Origin of the sequence: Pseudomonas sp. B21-021 (genome assembly GCF_024749205.1) — a bacterium.
GTDB lineage: Bacteria > Pseudomonadota > Gammaproteobacteria > Pseudomonadales > Pseudomonadaceae > Aquipseudomonas > Aquipseudomonas paraglycinae.
Window position 1 is genome coordinate 5,173,407 of sequence record NZ_CP087192.1, and the last position, 16,161, is coordinate 5,189,567.

The following is a 16,161-nucleotide window of genomic DNA, read 5'->3' on the forward strand; positions in this document are numbered from 1 at the left end:
TGCGCCTGTGGGATTTTTCATATCTGGCCCGCCCTCCACGGCTGCCGGATAATGCCTAACCTTAAGTGACACACGCCTGTTCCTGCCGGCAGAACCATGACCGAACTCGTGCTTACGCTCTTCAGTGCTGCGCTGATCAACAACTTCGTGTTGCACTGGCCGCTGGGCGTCGATCCGCTGCTGGGCAGTGAGCGTCGACAAGTGCATGCGCTGGGGCTGGCGACGTTGTGTCTGATGCTGCTTGTCGGTGTGGCGGGTTACGTGCTCTGGCATTGGCTGCTGGTGCCGTTGCAACTGGAATTCCTGCGCCTGTTTGTGTTTCTGCCGTTGAGCGTCCTGCTGATCACGCCGTTGCTGAAGCTGTTGGCGCATTGGCGGCCCACGCTGCCATTCGATGGCTTGTGGCCGCTGTTGCTGGGCAATGCCGGTGTGCTGGGGCTGACGCTGATCAACGCGCAAGCGGACAAAGGCCTGTTTCATGCGATTGCGCTGAGCCTTGGCGCCGGTCTGGGTTTCTGGCTGGTGTTGAGCCTGTTCAGCGATTTGCGTGAGCGCACGGCCGACAACGATATTCCCCTGCCCTTTCGTGGCCTGCCGATCCTGTTGATCGGCGCCGGACTGATGGCCGTGGCTTTTCTCGGATTCAGTGGACTGATCAAAACATGAGTCTGATTCAACGCATCGATGCCCTGCTGCCGCAGACCCAATGCGGCAAGTGCGGCCATCCCGGATGCAAACCCTACGCTGAAGGCATCGCTGACGGCGAGCCGATCAACAAGTGCCCGCCGGGCGGTGACGAAACCATCGCGGCGCTGGCCGAACTGTTGAAAATCCCGGTGCTGGAGCTGGACATCAGTCGTGGTTCGGCGCCGCCGCAAGTGGCCTACATCCGCGAAGCCGAATGCATCGGCTGCACCAAATGCATTCAGGCCTGCCCGATCGACGCCATCGTCGGCGCGGCAAAACTGATGCACACGGTCATCATCGACGAATGCACCGGTTGCGATCTGTGCGTGGCACCCTGCCCGGTCGACTGCATCGAGATGCATCCGCTGCCTTTGGGCACGCTGCCGGTAGTGGGTGGCCTGGCCACCAGCCTTGAAGAACAGCAGGCCCGCGCGGCCAAACGCGATCACGCCCGTCAGCGCTTCGAACGGCGCAATGCTCGCCTGCAACGCGAAGAACAGCAGAAGCAGGCCGAACGCGAAGCCCGGACGCAGCGCGCGGCACAGGTCGAAGTCGCCACCACCACGCTGGATCCGGTGCAGGCGGCGCTGGAACGGGTCCGTGCACAAAAAGCCGCGACCGCCGATGCCGCGCTAAAAAAAGCCAAGATCGACGTGGCCATGAGCCGGGCGCAATTGAACAAGTCGCTCAAGGCGTTCGGTCATCCGCCGACATTCGATCAGCAATCGCAGTTGATCGTCCTGCAACAACAGTTCGAAGCGGCCGAACAGGCACTGGCGAAACTGGAAAGCAGCGCGGCACCCGCGCCAGTCATAGCCGCCCCGGCGAAGGACGCCGATCTGAAACGGGCGAAAATCCAGTTGGCGATGCGCCGCGCCGAGCTGAAAAAGGCGCAAACCGCAGAGGCCCCGCCAGCCGAGATTACCGCGCTGGAGCAAGCGCTGCGTGACGCCGAACAGGCGCTGCACAGCGCCGAAGCAGCCAGCGATCAACCGGCGCCGGAGCTTGTGCGTGTCGAGAAACGTCCGATCGACGACCAACTGCGTCAGCTGAAAACCGAACTGGCCTACGCTCGCGCCGATCTGAACAAACTGCAACGGCGCGACGGCACGCCCGCCGATATCCTCGAAAAGGCCCGCGCCCGCCTGCAAGAAGCAGAGCGGCAGGTACAAGCCCATGTCATCCATTGAAACCAGAGACGAGCGCCTGCAACAGGCAATGAAGCTGGTTTTGCTGGCGACATTGCCGGGATTACTGGCGTTGTTCTGGTTTTATGGTTGGGGCGTGCTGATCAACCTGGTCCTGTCCGTTGTCACGGCCTTGGGCGTTGAAGCCGCCGTGACTCATCTGCGTCGGCAACCGCTGCAGTCCACCTTGAGCGATGGCAGCGCGGTGGTCAGCGCCACGCTGCTGGCGATTGCCCTGCCGCCTTATTGCCCGTGGTGGCTGACGGTCACGGCGATCGCCTCGGGCCTGCTGCTGGGCAAACATTTGTACGGTGGTGTGGGCCGAAACCCTTTCAATCCGGCCATGCTCGGCTTCGCGCTGGCCATGGTGATGTTCCCGCAACCGATGACCCATTGGCCGGCCCATGGCCTGGATCTGACGGCAGCTTTTGGCCAGGTGTTCAATCTGGGCGCGCAACCCGACGCCTGGGTTCAGGCCACTGCACTGGACAGTCTGCGTATCAACAAAAGCCTGACCATGGACGAACTGTTTGCCGGCAATCCGGCATTCAGTCGCTTTGGCGGGCACGGCGTTGAATGGGTGAACCTGGCGTTCCTCGCCGGTGGGTTGTTTCTGTTGCAGCGTCGGGTGTTTGGCTGGCATGCGCCGGTCGGCATGCTTGCCAGCCTGTTCGTGATCAGCCTGTTGTGCTGGAACGGTTCGGGGTCGGACTCCCACGGCTCGCCACTGTTTCACCTGCTGAGTGGCGCGACGATGCTGGGGGCGTTCTTCATCGTCACTGAACCGGTATCGGGGGCAAAAAGTCCGCTCGCCCGCCTGCTGTTCGGCGTGGGCGTGGGGTTGCTGACTTACGTGATTCGTACCTGGGGCGGTTACCCCGACGGCGTGGCGTTTGCGGTGCTGTTGATGAATCTGTGCGTGCCGGCGCTGGAGCGCTTCGCGATGGCCCGTCAGGCGAAGGTGGCGCCATGAACCGCACGAGCAGCCTGATCACACTGGCGTTGATTACTGCGTTGGGCATCGGCGTGACGTGGCTGGTGCAACGAAGCAACGCACCTCAGATCGCCGCCGAAAAGCGTCTGCTTGAAAGTCGCAAGCTGCTGGATGTACTGCCGCTCGACGCTTACGACAATCTGCCGCTTGAACAACCTCTGACGCTGACCGACATCAACCTGAGCCACAGTCTGTTGCTGGGCGGTTATCGGGCGAGCAAAAGCGGCCAACCTGTAGCGGTGCTGTTGCGCAGCCAGACCCAAGGTTATGCCGGCAATATCGAGTTGCTGATTGCCATCGACGCCAACGGCCGATTGCTCGGTGTCAAAACCCTCGAGCAAAACGAAACACCTTCGCTGGGTGGACATATCGGCGACTGGCCAAATAGCTGGCTTCAGACCTTTAGCGGAAAATCGAGCAACCAACCGACGGACGCGGGATGGGCCCTGAAGAAGGATCAGGGGCAATTCGACCAGATCGCTGGCGCAACCATTACGTCTCGCGCGGCCATCAACGCCATCCACGATGCTCTGCGTTACTTCGATGAACACCGGACGACCCTGCTCGGGAGCGCGCCATGAATACGTCAGCAACACTATCGAACTCGATGATGCTGGTGCTGTTGATTGGTGCCACCGACTCCGTGGCGGGTGCGCTGGCGACTCTGTTGATGTTTGCGGCTGTCGTGGGCGTTTACGGTTTTTGCATGACACCGCTGCGCTCGCGCCTGAGCAGCGAGAGCCTGTTGCCGGTCAGCCTGATGCTGGCCGCGACCCTGGCGGGCTGCGCCGATATTGTTCTGCAGCGCGGTGCGATGCAGTGGCATCAACTGATCAGTCTTTATGCCGGGCTGATCGGCTTGCAGTGCATCGTGCTGGAGCACAATGGATTTTTTCGCCAGCCTGTCCGTAATCGACTGAAACTGTACGCGCTGTTTGCCGTACTGATGATTGTGCTCGCGCTGTTGCGTGAGCTGATCGGTCAGGGCAGCATCGGCCATCATTTGTCGGCACGCTGGCAAGGTTTGATTCTGTTCAGCGAAGGCCTGCATTTCGCGACGCTGGCGCCCGGCGCCTTCCTATTGCTTGGACTGTTACTGGCCGCCCGTCAGGCCTGGATTCGCCCCTGCGACCTACCCGAGGAAACGCATCACCCATGAATGCCGCAAAACGTCTGGAAATCTTCCGCAGGCTTCACGAGGACAACCCCGAGCCCAAGACCGAACTGGCCTATTCCTCGCCTTTCGAACTGTTGATTGCGGTGATTCTGTCCGCGCAATCCACGGACGTCGGAGTGAACAAGGCGACGGCGAAGCTATTCCCGGTGGCGAACACGCCAGCGGCCATTCACGCCCTGGGCGTCGAAGGGCTGTCCGAATACATCAAGACTATCGGTCTTTATAACAGCAAGGCCAAAAACGTGATCGAGACCTGCCGCCTGCTGGTCGAGTTGCACAATGGTGAGGTCCCGCAGACGCGCGAAGAACTGGAAGCCTTGCCCGGCGTGGGCCGCAAGACCGCCAACGTCGTGCTCAACACCGCGTTCCGCCAATTGACCATGGCCGTGGACACCCACATCTTCCGGGTCAGCAACCGCACCGGCATTGCACCGGGTAAAAACGTGGTCGAGGTGGAAAAGAAGCTGATGAAGTTTGTGCCAAAGGAATACCTGCTCGACTCGCACCACTGGCTCATTCTTCACGGGCGTTACGTGTGTCTGGCACGCAAACCCCGCTGTGGCAGCTGTCGGATCGAAGATCTGTGCGACTACAAGCACAAAACTTCTGACGATTGAGCGGCTATTGGTTTTATTGATTTATCGATTGAAAAAATCTTTTTTACCATCTGCTGGAATATCGATATAAGGAGCGCCAAAGGCAGTCTTAGCCTGGAGTTGACCTTATGAGCACCAGCAAAGAGCAATTGGAAGCGGATGACGACTTTATCGCCACGGAGGCCGATGATGCCGAACCTGTGGTTGAAGTCGCCAAGACCAACTTGAGCAAGCGCCGAACCATCGACAACCTGCTTGAGGAGCGCCGACTGCAGAAGCAATTGGCCGATTACGATTTTGATCTCTGACATTTGAAAGCCTCCCGAAACGGAGGCTTTTCTCTTTCTGTCACACGCTGATTTCGATCCGCCCATGATCCGTCAGCCACTACAAACCTCAAACCAGGCCGTTTCGCTGCGCCAGTTCGATCAGATCCACCAGCGAGCGCGCGTTGAGCTTCAATAACAACCGGGTCTTGTAAGTGCTCACGGTCTTGTTGCTGAGAAACATCCCGTCGGCAATTTCCTTGTTGGTCTTGCCGCGCGCCAATTGCTGCAACACCATCATTTCACGCCCGGACAGACGATCAACCATGTCTGCTTCGCTGGCGTTACCAAGACTGGTCCGCACGGTGTGCAACGCCTGGTTCGGGAAGTAGCTGTATCCGGACAGTACCGCCTTGATTGCACTCAGCAACTCCGTCAGATCCTGTTGCTTGCAAACATATCCCGCCGCCCCCGATTGCATGCAGCGCATGGAAAAATGTCCCGGTGACTGGGATGTCAGCACGAGCACTTTCAACGGCATCGCACTTGTCGTAAGACGCGCAATGACTTCCAGTCCATCCAGTTTCGGTATGCCGATATCCAGAATGACGATATCCGGCATCTGGTCACGAGCCAGTTGTAACGCATCCACGCCATTATCGGTTTCTGCAATGACTTCGTAGCCATGACGTTCCATCAGCATACGTACCGCAAGACGAATGACGGGGTGATCATCCACGATCAGCACTTTATTCATGGGCAAGTCCAGTTTCGCTGTTCGAATTTTTAGAACCGGCACAATAACGTAGTCATTTCACCCATGGCATGGATAAGTTCCTCTAGACCAGCACCGAGAGACGCCTCCTACAGGCAATAAAGATTATTCCTACAGAAAAGACTCACTTACAGAAAATCATGAATTCACATCAGGAAGTTCGGCGTCTGCCACGCCCTCCTTCAGAGCCTTCACGACAGACTGAAAAAACTCCGAAACAAAGATCAACGACCAGACATTAAAAACAACTGAAACAACTTACATATATCGCACTTCCGAAATTTAATATAAACACCAGACACCGACAGCCCTGTTTACCCGACAACTTAAACACGACCAATCAATCCAACCCAGACGACGAGAAAGACCATTCATGAGTAAAGACCATGCTAAAAATCAACAGGAAGATCCCCAACCCCATCACCGTTATTGCCATCTTCGCCTTTATATCGGAGACTTCCGCTGCGGTCTCCCTGCCCTTCCTCGACAATGATGAGCGGGAGATCTATATCTGGTTTCTGATCAGCTTTCCGTTCTATCTCTTGTTTTTGTTCTTCATCACACTAAACTTCAATTACCGCTCTCTCTATGCGCCTTCCGACTTCGACAATGACAAAAACTTTCTCAAGGCTTTCGAAGAGGAAAACATACCTGCCACCGAGGTAATCCCTGCGTCATCGAATATCGAACCGAACACTATAAAATTGCCAAAACCGGTAAACCGGATGTATATCATCGACATTCGAAAGACACATACCGAACCGGAAATAGAGGAGCTATTGGAAAAAGTCCTACATCCAAACAAGCATTCGCCGAGATTATTCCTGTTCTTAACCGATTCAGTGTCAGATATTTTACTCAAAGAACACATCGACACCTTGAGCAAACAAGACAAACATGGCCAAAGAGCAACGTTCTGTATTATTTACGACACTCATTCGTTGAACACATGCGTATTGGGAAAGATTTGAAAGAGAATAAAATGCGGAACAAGAGCCCCATGCAATGCACGATGCGCAGTTGAAGGAGACAGGAGCGTTGACCGATAACGATCAATCCAAAGGAGGGAAAATCAAAAAAAACGGCCTTGTCACTACGACAAGGCCGTTTTTTCACATCAGGCCCGAAGGACTCAGAACAGCTTGCGGCCCTTGTTGGCAGCAATGCGCATGCGCAGCGCGTTGAGCTTGATGAAGCCTGCCGCGTCGGCCTGGTTGTAGGCGCCGCCGTCTTCTTCGAAGGTCGCGATGTTGGCGTCGAACAGCGAATCGTCGGACTTGCGGCCGGTCACGATCACGTTGCCCTTGTACAGCTTCAGACGGACAACACCGTTCACGTTGACCTGGGAGGCGTCGATCATCTGTTGCAGCATCAGACGCTCAGGACTCCACCAGTAACCGGTGTAGATCAGGCTGGCGTACTTCGGCATCAGCTCGTCTTTGAGGTGAGCGACTTCGCGGTCCAGGGTAATCGATTCGATGGCGCGGTGAGCGCGCAGCATGATGGTGCCACCCGGGGTTTCGTAGCAGCCACGGGACTTCATGCCGACATAACGGTTCTCGACGATGTCCAGACGGCCGATGCCGTGCTCGCCACCGATCTTGTTCAGCGTCGCCAGCACGGTGGCCGGGGTCATTTCAACGCCGTCCAGCGCGACGATGTCGCCGTTGCGGTAGGTCAGTTCCAGGTATTGCGGGGTGTCGGGAGCCTTCTCCGGGGAGACGGTCCAGCGCCACATGTCTTCTTCGTGCTCGGTCCAGGTGTCTTCCAGCACGCCGCCTTCATAGGAGATGTGCAGCAGGTTGGCGTCCATCGAGTACGGGGATTTCTTCTTGCCGTGACGCTCGATCGGGATCGCGTGCTTCTCGGCGTAGTCCATCAGTTTCTCGCGGGACAGCAGGTCCCACTCGCGCCAAGGGGCGATCACTTTCACGCCTGGCTTGAGCGCGTAGGCACCCAGTTCGAAACGGACCTGGTCGTTGCCCTTGCCGGTCGCGCCGTGGGAAATGGCGTCGGCGCCGGTTTCGTTGGCAATTTCGATCAGACGCTTGGCGATCAGCGGACGCGCGATGGAAGTACCCAGCAGGTACTCGCCTTCGTAAACGGTGTTGGCGCGGAACATCGGGAACACGAAGTCACGCACGAATTCTTCGCGCAGGTCGTCGATGTAGATTTCTTTGACGCCCATGGCCTGCGCCTTGGCGCGAGCCGGCTCGACTTCTTCGCCCTGACCCAGGTCAGCGGTGAAGGTCACGACTTCACAGTTATAAGTATCCTGCAGCCACTTGAGGATCACCGAAGTGTCCAGGCCGCCGGAATACGCCAGAACGACCTTGTTTACGTCCGCCATGCCATCACTCCACGGGGTTCTACGGAAAGCCGAGGAGTCTACCGCTCAAACGCGATAATTTACAGAGGCGCGACAGCTTAAGACGACAAAGCGACAGAATCTGTCGAGAGGGCGACGATGACCGGCAGGTCAGGAAGTCGCCGCAGTGTTGGCAGGCGTGCTGGCCTGAGGTGCCGGAGCAGTCGTCGGTGCCACCCGCGCCAGGTGCACGTTGACCCGACGGTTCTTGGCCCGATTGGCGGCATTGGTGTTCGGCACCAACGGATAACGTTCGCCATGGAAGCGCACGGTGATCTGCGATTCCTGGATGCCGTTGGCCTTGAAGAAGTCGACCACGGCCAGTGCGCGGCGACGCGACAGTTCGCGATTGGTCAGGCGATTGCCGCTGTTGTCGGAGTGGCCGTCGAGCTCGATGTGATTGACCGTCGGATCGGCCTTCATGTACTCGAGCATCACTTGCAGCTTGGCCTTGGCGGCGGCGTCCAGTTCGATGCCCTCGCCGGGGAAGCCGATCTGCGATTGTTTGACCTGATCGAAATTCTGCGGGAGCAGTTTCGCCACGCAGGTCTGATAGTCATTGAACGCCTTGCTGAACTTGACCGGCAACAGGCGCACTTCCGACACCCGACCATCGCCCGATGCCCGGCGTACCACCGGGCTGCGACCGTCCATCAGCCCGCTGATCAGTTGTCCGGCCTGGGACTGAGAACTGTTGAACAGCACGTTGCCGCTGCCCAGTCGAACCGTGCCCAGATTGATGTCGCCACGTCCTGGCTGCCACGGTGCAGCCGCTGCCAGCAAGGTTGCCGAACCGCCACCGAGCATGGCGTTGTAGGCGTTCAGGCGAAAGGTCGCCTGCTCGCCGGCCTTGCGCACGAATTGCCCCGAGCCGAAGTCGGTGATCGGCTGCGTCAGGCGGCACTCGAACTTGTCGCCCTCGACCGTCCACTCAATGTTCTCCAGACGGGTCTGGTAGGTCAGTGCCATCGCTGGAAGGCTGGCAAACACACTGAGCAAGGCTAAATATCGCTGGCGCACGGGAGGCTCCATTGGCTTCTACAACAAAAAAGACCGAGACATACATCTTTACGGCATACCTATGGGATATCGGACGCTCGTCGCAAAACTTGATAGCGAGTGCCTGCAAGAGTCTTTTCCGGTAGCATTCGCCTCAGTTTGACCCGCCTGGAATCCCCTCATGTCCGACCGCCTGACCCTGCTGCGTCCCGACGACTGGCACATTCATCTTCGCGATGGTGCCGTGTTGACCAATACCGTTGCGGATGTCGCGCGCACCTTTGGTCGCGCCATCATCATGCCCAACCTGGTACCTCCGGTGCGCAACGCCGCTGAAGCCGACGGCTATCGCCAGCGGATTCTCGCTGCCCGCCCGGCCGGCAGTCGTTTCGAGCCGCTGATGGTGCTGTACCTCACCGACCGCACCCAGCCCGAAGAAATCCGTGAGGCCAAGGCCAGCGGTTTCGTGCACGCCGCCAAGCTGTACCCGGCCGGCGCCACCACCAACTCCGATTCCGGGGTCACCAGCATCGACAAGATTTTCCCGGCGCTGGAAGCCATGGCCGAAGTCGGCATGCCGCTGTTGATCCACGGTGAAGTCACCCGTGGCGATGTCGACGTGTTCGACCGCGAAAAAATCTTCATCGACGAGCACATGCGCCGCGTGGTCGAGCGTTTCCCGACGCTGAAAGTGGTGTTCGAACACATCACCACCGGCGATGCCGTGCAGTTCGTCAACGAGGCTTCGGCCAACGTCGGCGCGACCATCACCGCGCATCACCTGCTCTACAACCGCAACCACATGCTGGTGGGCGGGATTCGGCCGCACTTCTACTGCCTGCCGATCCTCAAGCGCAACACGCACCAGGAAGCCCTGCTCGACGCCGCCACCAGTGGCAGCGCGAAGTTCTTCCTCGGTACCGACTCGGCGCCGCACGCCCAGCACGCCAAGGAAGCCGCCTGCGGCTGTGCCGGCTGCTACACCGCGTACGCCGCCATCGAGTTGTATGCCGAAGCCTTTGAACAGCGCAATGCGCTGGACAAGCTCGAAGCCTTCGCCAGCCTCAATGGCCCGCGTTTCTACGGCCTGCCGGCGAACACCGATCGCATCACCCTGGTTCGTGACGAATGGACCGCCCCGACCAGCCTGCCTTTCGGCGAGCTGACCGTTATCCCGCTGCGCGCCGGTGAAAAACTGCGCTGGCGCCTGCTGGAGGAACACGCGTGAGTGAAGACCATTTCGACGACGAACTGGACGGTCAAGGTGGCGGCGGTTCGCGCCATCCAATGGCAGCACGCTTTCGCGGCTACCTGCCGGTTGTCGTCGACGTAGAAACCGGTGGCTTCAACTCGGCCACCGACGCTCTGCTGGAGATTGCCGCGACCACCATCGCCATGGATGAAAAGGGTTTTGTCTACCCGGATCACACTTACTTCTTCCGCGTCGAGCCGTTCGAAGGCGCCAACGTTGAAGCGGCGGCACTGGAGTTCACCGGGATCAAGCTCGATCACCCGTTGCGCATGGCCGTCAGCGAAGAGACGGCCCTGACCGACATCTTCCGTGGCGTGCGCAAGGCCTTGAAGGCCAACGGCTGCAAGCGGGCGATCCTGGTCGGCCACAACAGCAGCTTCGACCTGGGCTTCCTCAATGCTGCCGTCGCGCGGCTGGACATGAAGCGCAATCCGTTCCACCCGTTCTCCAGCTTCGACACCGCGACCCTCGCCGGTCTGGCGTACGGCCAGACCGTATTGGCCAAGGCCTGTCAGGCAGCCGACATTGATTTCGACGGCCGTGAAGCGCATTCGGCGCGTTACGACACCGAGAAGACGGCCGAGCTGTTCTGCGGCATCGTCAACCGCTGGAAACAGATGGGCGGCTGGGAAGACTTCGACGACTGATCCTCGTCGGGTTTCTTCCAAGCATGAAAAAACCGGCCACGTGGGCCGGTTTTTTTTGTACCTCGACGTTGCGCCTTACAGGGCAGCAGCGTTCTCGGTCAGGTAAGCCGCAACGCCTTCTGGCGAAGCGTTCATGCCTTTGTCGCCTTTTTTCCAGTTGGCAGGGCAGACTTCGCCGTGCTCTTCGTGGAATTGCAGAGCGTCGACCAGACGGATCAGCTCTTCCATGTTACGGCCCAGCGGCAGGTCGTTGACGATCTGCGAGCGGACAACGCCTTTGTCGTCGATCAGGAACGCGCCACGGAAAGCCACGCCGCCTTCGGACTCAACGTCGTAGGCCTTGGCGATGTCGTGCTTCATGTCGGCAGCCATGGTGTATTTCACCTGACCGATGCCGCCATTGTTGACCGGGGTGTTGCGCCAGGCGTTGTGGGTGAAGTGCGAGTCGATCGACACGGCGATCACTTCTACGTTGCGTGCCTTGAAGTCGGCCATGCGGTTGTCCAGAGCGATCAGCTCGGACGGGCAGACGAAGGTGAAGTCCAGCGGGTAGAAGAACACCAGGCCGTATTTGCCTTTGATGGCCGAGGACAGGGTGAAGCTGTCAACGATCTCGCCATTGCCGAGTACGGCCGGGACGGTGAAGTCAGGGGCTTGTTTGCCTACGAGTACGCTCATTGATATCTCCTGGTGTAAAAACTTGAAGTTCAGGGTTCGGGCCAGCCTGCCACCCTCAGGCGACAGCCCTGTGACACGAACCCCCTTCGCAAGGGCCGACCATCATACACTGCGTTTTTCGACTGTCCTTAAAGGTTTTTCGCGAAATCCCGGCTGGCATCCGGCCATGTACCACCGTTCGTCAGTCACAGCCGTTGGCGATGAAAACCACTGGGAAAGCACTTTGACAATCATTCTCGTTAACATTAAGATCCATCGCAATTGAGTCACAACCAGCGACGGTTCTCACTTATGTATGTTTGCCTCTGCACTGGCGTCACCGACGGACAGATCCGCGAAGCGATCTATGAAGGTTGCTGCAGCTATAAAGAAGTCCGTCAGGCCACCGGCGTAGCCAGCCAATGCGGCAAATGTGCGTGCCTGGCGAAGGAAGTGGTTCGCGAAACCCTGACCAAGCTGCAAACCGCCCAGGCTGCGATCCCCTACCCGGCAGAATTTACCGCCGCGTAATTATCCCGAATTCGAAGAACCGGACTTATGTCCGGTTTTTTTATGCCTGAAAATCAACTGCTTAGCGTCTAGACGCGGAACACAAACATTCTTATTCCGATTAATTTTCATTTATTATTCAATAACTTAGGTTTGACACTTATAAATACCAAGCTCAAACTCTGCCCTATATACCGCTACTTAGGGCAGGACTCCCATCATGAAAGGCGACGTAACAGTCATCCAGCATCTCAACAAGATCCTTGCCAATGAGCTGGTCGCGATCAATCAGTACTTCCTGCATGCGCGCATGTATGAAGATTGGGGCCTGAACAAGCTCGGCAAGCACGAGTACCACGAATCCATCGATGAGATGAAGCACGCGGACAAGCTGATCAAGCGCATCCTGTTCCTCGAAGGCCTGCCGAACGTGCAGGACCTGGGCAAGCTGCACATCGGCGAGCACACCAAGGAAATGCTGGAGTGCGACCTGCGTATCGAGAAGACCGGCCACGCCGATCTGAAGGCCGCCATCGCCCACTGCGAATCCGTTGGTGACTTCGGCAGCCGCGAACTGCTCGAAGACATCCTTGAATCCGAGGAAGAACATATCGACTGGCTGGAAACCCAACTGGGCCTGATCGATAAAGTCGGTCTTGAGAACTATCTGCAATCGCAGATGGGCGAAGACGAGTAATCAGCCAGCGCTAAACTCGAGACACTAAAAAGCCCCGCCCTCTTTCGAGAGGCGGGGCTTTTTATTGCCCGGACTTCAGACTCGCCGAAATCCGTGCAGAAGCCAATCAGGCTTCGGACTTGGCCGCAGCAGCCTTGGCGGATGCTTCCTTGACCAGAGTCTGCAGCTCACCGTTGGCGAACATTTCAGCCATGATGTCGCTGCCGCCGACCAGTTCACCGCCGACCCACAGTTGCGGGAAAGTCGGCCAGTTGGCGTACTTCGGCAGGTTGGCGCGGATTTCCGGGTTCTGCAGGATGTCGACGTAGGCGAACTTCTCGCCACAGCCCATCACGGCCTGCGCAGCTTTCGCGGAGAAGCCACACTGCGGGGCATTCGGCGAGCCTTTCATGTAAAGCAGAATGGTGTTGTTGGCAATCTGCTCTTTAATCGTTTCGATGATATCCATGGAGCACCTCGGCTGAACTTTCCGACTCATGGGTCGGCACGGTGGCGCATTGTAACGGAATCCCGAGCGCCCTGCTCGGTCTCCCCGACAGACTTGCTCACGCCGCCGCCACCGTCACCGGCACGCCATTGAGCGCCGCGTTGCCTGACAACTCGTCGAGCTGGCATTCATCGGTCAGGTCATTGGCGCTGGAACCCGGCTGACCGCTGGCAATCGCCATCTGCACGCCCGGTCGGGCATGGCCCCATCCATGCGGCAGGCTGACCACGCCCTTCATCATGTCCGCACTGCCCAGCACCTCTACCTCGATCTGCCCGACCCGCGAACTCACCCGCACAAGCTGACCATCACTGAGCCCGCGACTGGCGAGATCGTCCGGGTTCATCAACAGCTGATGACGCGGCTTGCCCTTCACCAGTCGATGGTAATTGTGCATCCACGAATTGTTGCTGCGCACATGACGGCGGCCGATCATCAACAGCTCATCGGCGGCGGGCGCCTGCAACGCGGCGAAGCGCGCAAGGTCGGCCAGGATTTCCGGCGGCGCTGCCTGAACTCGTTGATTGGCGCTCTTCAATCGAGATGTCAGGTTGGGTTTGAGCGCTCCCAGATCAACACCGTGCGGATGATCGAACAGCGTCGCAAGCGACAATTTTTGCTCGGATGCATCGCCATACAAGCCCATGCGCAACCCCATGTCGATCATCTTCGCCGGCGGCATCGTCGGTTTCAGCTCCTTGCCGGTCTTCGCGGCAAAGGCCTTGGCCAGGCCGACGAAGACTTCCCAGTCGTGCAGCGCCCCTTCGGGTTTGGCGAGGATCGCCCGGTTGAACCGGGTGACGTTGCGCACCGCGAACAGATTGAAGGTGGTGTCGTAGTGATCGTTCTCCAGCGCCGAGGTCGACGGCAGGATCAGGTCGGCATAGCGTGTGGTTTCGTTGATGTACAGATCGACGCTGACCATGAACTCCAGCCCGTCCAGCGCCTGCTCCAGTTGCCGGCCGTTGGGCGTGGACAGGACCGGATTGCCGGCCACGGTAATCAGCGCGCGAATCTGCCCCTCGCCTTCGGTGAGCATTTCTTCAGCCAGGGCCGAGACCGGTAATTCGCCGCCGTATTCCGGACGCCCGGACACGCGGCTCTGCCATTTATTGAAGTGCCCGCCCGAAGTCGAGGCCACAAGATCCACCGCCGGCTCGGTGCACAAGGCACCGCCGACGCGGTCCAGGTTGCCGGTCACCAGATTGATCAACTGCACAACCCAATGGCACAGCGTGCCGAAGGCCTGAGTGGAAACGCCCATCCGGCCGTAGCAAACGGCGCTTGGCGCGGCGGCGAAGTCCCGGGCCAGTTGGCGGATCTGTGCGGCAGGAACCGCGCACAACGGGCTCATGGCCTCGGCGGTGAACCCCGCCACCGCCGCGCGCACGTCGTCCAGACCGTCCACCGGCAAATGACTGTCAGACGTCAGCCCTTCGCTGAACAGCGTGTTGAGCACACCAAACAACAACGCCGCATCGCCGCCGGGGCGCACGAACAAATGCTGGTCGGCCATCGCCGCCGTCTCGCTGCGCCGCGGATCGACCACCACCACTTTGCCGCCCCGGGCCTGGATCGCCTTCAGACGCTTCTCCACATCCGGCACAGTCATGATGCTGCCGTTGGACGCCAGCGGATTACCGCCCAGGATCAACATGAAGTCGGTGTGATCGATATCCGGGATCGGCAGCAGCAGGCCATGGCCGTACATCAGGTAGCTGGTCAGGTGATGGGGCAGTTGATCGACCGACGTCGCCGAATAGCGGTTGCGGGTTTTCAACAGGCCAAGGAAGTAATTGCTGTGGGTCATCAGCCCGTAGTTATGCACGCTGGGGTTGCCCTGATACACGGCGACCGCGTTCTGCCCATGACGCTCCTGAATCGCCGAGAGTTTTTCGGCGACCAGTTCGAACGCTTCTTCCCACTCGATGGGCAGCCATTCGCTGCCGACCCGGCGCATCGGCTGGCGCAGGCGATCCGGATCATTCTGGATGTCTTGCAGCGCCACGGCCTTGGGGCAGATGTGGCCACGACTGAACGTGTCCAGGGCGTCGCCCTTGATCGAGGTGATCTGCACCTGGCCGTCGGTTTCGGTGGTTTCGATGGTCAAGCCGCAGATGGCTTCACACAGGTGGCAGGCACGGTGATGGAGAGTCTTGGTCATGGCCAGTCTCTGTCTTGTTCTGGGCAGGCAATCACGCCTGCGGGAACAAAACTATGGCCCGCGACCCGGTGCAGCGCCAGCGACGTTCGTCTTGTGAATCGGCGGCCATCAGGCCCGCCGATAGACGCGTCAGTTCGCCGGAAGCTGAGGCGGTGCGGCCAGCTGGATTTCCTGGATGGTCTCGATCTGCTCGTGGGCGACGTGGACGCCGGTGAGTTCGCCGATCAGTCGCCAATGCTCGTCGAGTCCGGCGCTGATGGTCGCCATGCGGTCGATCATCTGCCGGCTGGCGGCCTTGACCACGTCGTCATCGCTGCGCAGCAGTTCGAAGGACATCGAGGTCATCGAGGCGGTGAGGTGGGTCAATGAGCGTGCCGTGTGGCCCAGCAGTTCCATTAACAGTTTTTCTTTCGATTCCATGCGGAGGCTTCCTGCGTCGCTCGTGATTTATTTATAACCCAGCACTTTGCTTTAGCAAATGTTTCAACCTGCGCATCCGACCAAGCGAACCGGTGGCTCAACGGTCGCAAACCGACCAGAGCCGTGCCATCCCCGCCGCGCCTGATTGCCAAGCCCGGTGAGGCCAGTGTACAAATGCCTCGTTGCCCCCTCGAAAACTGACCGGAAATCACAGTGTTCGCACTGTTATCACCCGGCGCATTTCTGCAAAAACCGTAGCCTATTGGAAAAACGCGACA

19 protein-coding genes are annotated in these 16,161 nt (G+C 58.8%); 12 read left to right on the forward strand and 7 right to left on the reverse strand.

Annotated features, from left to right (window positions below):
- The first annotated feature begins 96 nt into the window (after nucleotides 1-96).
- The 7 genes from LOY31_RS23175 (at nucleotide 97) to LOY31_RS23205 (ending at nucleotide 4,949) form a co-directional block, all read left to right on the forward strand.
- Complete coding sequence (locus LOY31_RS23175) at nucleotides 97-666, forward strand: electron transport complex protein RnfA (RefSeq protein WP_258712257.1); 570 nt, start codon at nucleotides 97-99, stop codon at nucleotides 664-666.
- A complete protein-coding gene (rsxB, locus tag LOY31_RS23180) occupies nucleotides 663-1,877 on the forward strand; it encodes an electron transport complex subunit RsxB (protein ID WP_258712258.1) in 1,215 nt (404 codons plus the stop codon). The genes LOY31_RS23175 and rsxB overlap by 4 nt, the downstream gene beginning before the upstream one ends.
- Complete coding sequence (locus LOY31_RS23185; protein ID WP_258712259.1) at nucleotides 1,864-2,847, forward strand: RnfABCDGE type electron transport complex subunit D; 984 nt, start codon at nucleotides 1,864-1,866, stop codon at nucleotides 2,845-2,847. The genes rsxB and LOY31_RS23185 overlap by 14 nt, the downstream gene beginning before the upstream one ends.
- Nucleotides 2,844-3,449 (forward strand): RnfABCDGE type electron transport complex subunit G, encoded by a 606-nt coding sequence (locus LOY31_RS23190; protein WP_085606746.1) that lies wholly within the window; start codon nucleotides 2,844-2,846, stop codon nucleotides 3,447-3,449. Before LOY31_RS23185 ends, LOY31_RS23190 begins: the two co-directional genes overlap by 4 nt.
- Nucleotides 3,446-4,027 (forward strand): Rnf-Nqr domain containing protein, encoded by a 582-nt coding sequence (locus LOY31_RS23195; protein ID WP_258712260.1) that lies wholly within the window; start codon nucleotides 3,446-3,448, stop codon nucleotides 4,025-4,027. Before LOY31_RS23190 ends, LOY31_RS23195 begins: the two co-directional genes overlap by 4 nt.
- Complete coding sequence (nth, locus tag LOY31_RS23200; RefSeq protein ID WP_007953205.1) at nucleotides 4,024-4,662, forward strand: endonuclease III; 639 nt, start codon at nucleotides 4,024-4,026, stop codon at nucleotides 4,660-4,662. The genes LOY31_RS23195 and nth overlap by 4 nt, the downstream gene beginning before the upstream one ends.
- Before the next feature lie 107 nt (nucleotides 4,663-4,769).
- Nucleotides 4,770-4,949: a PA3496 family putative envelope integrity protein gene (locus tag LOY31_RS23205; protein WP_007953204.1), complete on the forward strand. Its 180-nt coding sequence runs from the start codon at nucleotides 4,770-4,772 to the stop codon at nucleotides 4,947-4,949.
- An 88-nt stretch (nucleotides 4,950-5,037) separates the two neighbouring features.
- Here the strand turns inward: LOY31_RS23205 and LOY31_RS23210 are convergent, their stop codons facing one another.
- Nucleotides 5,038-5,664 carry a response regulator transcription factor gene (locus LOY31_RS23210; RefSeq protein WP_007953203.1) on the reverse strand — a complete coding sequence of 209 codons (627 nt, stop codon included), beginning with the start codon at nucleotides 5,662-5,664 and terminating at the stop codon, nucleotides 5,038-5,040.
- A 404-nt stretch (nucleotides 5,665-6,068) separates the two neighbouring features.
- Between LOY31_RS23210 and LOY31_RS23215 the strand changes: the two genes are divergently transcribed.
- Nucleotides 6,069-6,653 (forward strand): hypothetical protein, encoded by a 585-nt coding sequence (locus LOY31_RS23215; RefSeq protein ID WP_085606750.1) that lies wholly within the window; start codon nucleotides 6,069-6,071, stop codon nucleotides 6,651-6,653.
- Nucleotides 6,654-6,814: 161 nt separating this feature from the next.
- On the opposite strand, the gene LOY31_RS23220 is transcribed toward LOY31_RS23215, so the two are convergent.
- Both LOY31_RS23220 and LOY31_RS23225 read right to left on the reverse strand, forming a co-directional pair.
- Entirely contained in the window at nucleotides 6,815-8,032 is a 1,218-nt protein-coding gene (locus LOY31_RS23220) for an argininosuccinate synthase (RefSeq protein ID WP_007953201.1), read from the reverse strand.
- Between the two features lie 129 nt (nucleotides 8,033-8,161).
- Nucleotides 8,162-9,070 carry an OmpA family protein gene (locus LOY31_RS23225; RefSeq protein WP_007953200.1) on the reverse strand — a complete coding sequence of 303 codons (909 nt, stop codon included), beginning with the start codon at nucleotides 9,068-9,070 and terminating at the stop codon, nucleotides 8,162-8,164.
- 160 nt (nucleotides 9,071-9,230) lie between these two features.
- On the opposite strand from LOY31_RS23225, the gene pyrC reads away from it, so the two are divergent.
- Both pyrC and rnt read left to right on the forward strand, forming a co-directional pair.
- A complete protein-coding gene (pyrC, locus tag LOY31_RS23230) occupies nucleotides 9,231-10,277 on the forward strand; it encodes a dihydroorotase (protein ID WP_039765844.1) in 1,047 nt (348 codons plus the stop codon).
- The gene (rnt, locus tag LOY31_RS23235; protein ID WP_007953196.1) at nucleotides 10,274-10,948 is read left to right on the forward strand and encodes a ribonuclease T; all 675 of its coding nucleotides are present in this window, start codon (nucleotides 10,274-10,276) and stop codon (nucleotides 10,946-10,948) included. Before pyrC ends, rnt begins: the two co-directional genes overlap by 4 nt.
- A 75-nt stretch (nucleotides 10,949-11,023) precedes the next feature.
- Here the strand turns inward: rnt and LOY31_RS23240 are convergent, their stop codons facing one another.
- Complete coding sequence (locus tag LOY31_RS23240) at nucleotides 11,024-11,626, reverse strand: peroxiredoxin (RefSeq protein WP_007953195.1); 603 nt, start codon at nucleotides 11,624-11,626, stop codon at nucleotides 11,024-11,026.
- 291 nt (nucleotides 11,627-11,917) lie between these two features.
- Between LOY31_RS23240 and LOY31_RS23245 the strand changes: the two genes are divergently transcribed.
- Both LOY31_RS23245 and bfr read left to right on the forward strand, forming a co-directional pair.
- Nucleotides 11,918-12,136 (forward strand): bacterioferritin-associated ferredoxin, encoded by a 219-nt coding sequence (locus LOY31_RS23245; RefSeq protein ID WP_007953193.1) that lies wholly within the window; start codon nucleotides 11,918-11,920, stop codon nucleotides 12,134-12,136.
- 199 nt (nucleotides 12,137-12,335) lie between these two features.
- Nucleotides 12,336-12,812, forward strand: a complete 477-nt coding sequence (bfr, locus tag LOY31_RS23250; RefSeq protein WP_011335740.1) for a bacterioferritin — start codon at nucleotides 12,336-12,338, stop codon at nucleotides 12,810-12,812.
- 106 nt (nucleotides 12,813-12,918) lie between these two features.
- Here bfr and grxD read toward each other — a convergent pair whose 3' ends face one another.
- The 3 genes from grxD to LOY31_RS23265 all read right to left on the reverse strand — a co-directional run bounded on the left by grxD (nucleotide 12,919) and on the right by LOY31_RS23265 (nucleotide 15,883).
- On the reverse strand, nucleotides 12,919-13,260 hold the full coding sequence (gene grxD, locus LOY31_RS23255; RefSeq protein ID WP_003227729.1) for a Grx4 family monothiol glutaredoxin: 342 nt from the start codon (nucleotides 13,258-13,260) through the stop codon (nucleotides 12,919-12,921).
- A 97-nt stretch (nucleotides 13,261-13,357) separates the two neighbouring features.
- Nucleotides 13,358-15,463: a molybdopterin oxidoreductase family protein gene (locus tag LOY31_RS23260; protein ID WP_221533550.1), complete on the reverse strand. Its 2,106-nt coding sequence runs from the start codon at nucleotides 15,461-15,463 to the stop codon at nucleotides 13,358-13,360.
- 129 nt (nucleotides 15,464-15,592) lie between these two features.
- Nucleotides 15,593-15,883, reverse strand: a complete 291-nt coding sequence (locus LOY31_RS23265; protein WP_007953190.1) for a hypothetical protein — start codon at nucleotides 15,881-15,883, stop codon at nucleotides 15,593-15,595.
- Nucleotides 15,884-16,161 lie beyond the last annotated feature (278 nt).

Bases quoted from the DNA above. Each gene is read 5' to 3' on its own strand.
- LOY31_RS23175 (WP_258712257.1), top strand. From the start codon at position 97: ATGACCGAACTCGTGCTTACGCTCTTCAGTGCTGCGCTGATCAACAAC.
- rsxB (WP_258712258.1), top strand. From the start codon at position 663: ATGAGTCTGATTCAACGCATCGATGCCCTGCTGCCGCAGACCCAATGC.
- LOY31_RS23185 (WP_258712259.1), top strand. From the start codon at position 1,864: ATGTCATCCATTGAAACCAGAGACGAGCGCCTGCAACAGGCAATGAAG.
- LOY31_RS23190 (WP_085606746.1), top strand. From the start codon at position 2,844: ATGAACCGCACGAGCAGCCTGATCACACTGGCGTTGATTACTGCGTTG.
- LOY31_RS23195 (WP_258712260.1), top strand. From the start codon at position 3,446: ATGAATACGTCAGCAACACTATCGAACTCGATGATGCTGGTGCTGTTG.
- nth (WP_007953205.1), top strand. From the start codon at position 4,024: ATGAATGCCGCAAAACGTCTGGAAATCTTCCGCAGGCTTCACGAGGAC.
- LOY31_RS23205 (WP_007953204.1), top strand. From the start codon at position 4,770: ATGAGCACCAGCAAAGAGCAATTGGAAGCGGATGACGACTTTATCGCC.
- LOY31_RS23210 (WP_007953203.1), bottom strand. From the start codon at position 5,664: ATGAATAAAGTGCTGATCGTGGATGATCACCCCGTCATTCGTCTTGCG.
- LOY31_RS23215 (WP_085606750.1), top strand. From the start codon at position 6,069: ATGCTAAAAATCAACAGGAAGATCCCCAACCCCATCACCGTTATTGCC.
- LOY31_RS23220 (WP_007953201.1), bottom strand. From the start codon at position 8,032: ATGGCGGACGTAAACAAGGTCGTTCTGGCGTATTCCGGCGGCCTGGAC.
- pyrC (WP_039765844.1), top strand. From the start codon at position 9,231: ATGTCCGACCGCCTGACCCTGCTGCGTCCCGACGACTGGCACATTCAT.
- LOY31_RS23240 (WP_007953195.1), bottom strand. From the start codon at position 11,626: ATGAGCGTACTCGTAGGCAAACAAGCCCCTGACTTCACCGTCCCGGCC.
- LOY31_RS23245 (WP_007953193.1), top strand. From the start codon at position 11,918: ATGTATGTTTGCCTCTGCACTGGCGTCACCGACGGACAGATCCGCGAA.
- bfr (WP_011335740.1), top strand. From the start codon at position 12,336: ATGAAAGGCGACGTAACAGTCATCCAGCATCTCAACAAGATCCTTGCC.
- grxD (WP_003227729.1), bottom strand. From the start codon at position 13,260: ATGGATATCATCGAAACGATTAAAGAGCAGATTGCCAACAACACCATT.
- LOY31_RS23260 (WP_221533550.1), bottom strand. From the start codon at position 15,463: ATGACCAAGACTCTCCATCACCGTGCCTGCCACCTGTGTGAAGCCATC.
- LOY31_RS23265 (WP_007953190.1), bottom strand. From the start codon at position 15,883: ATGGAATCGAAAGAAAAACTGTTAATGGAACTGCTGGGCCACACGGCA.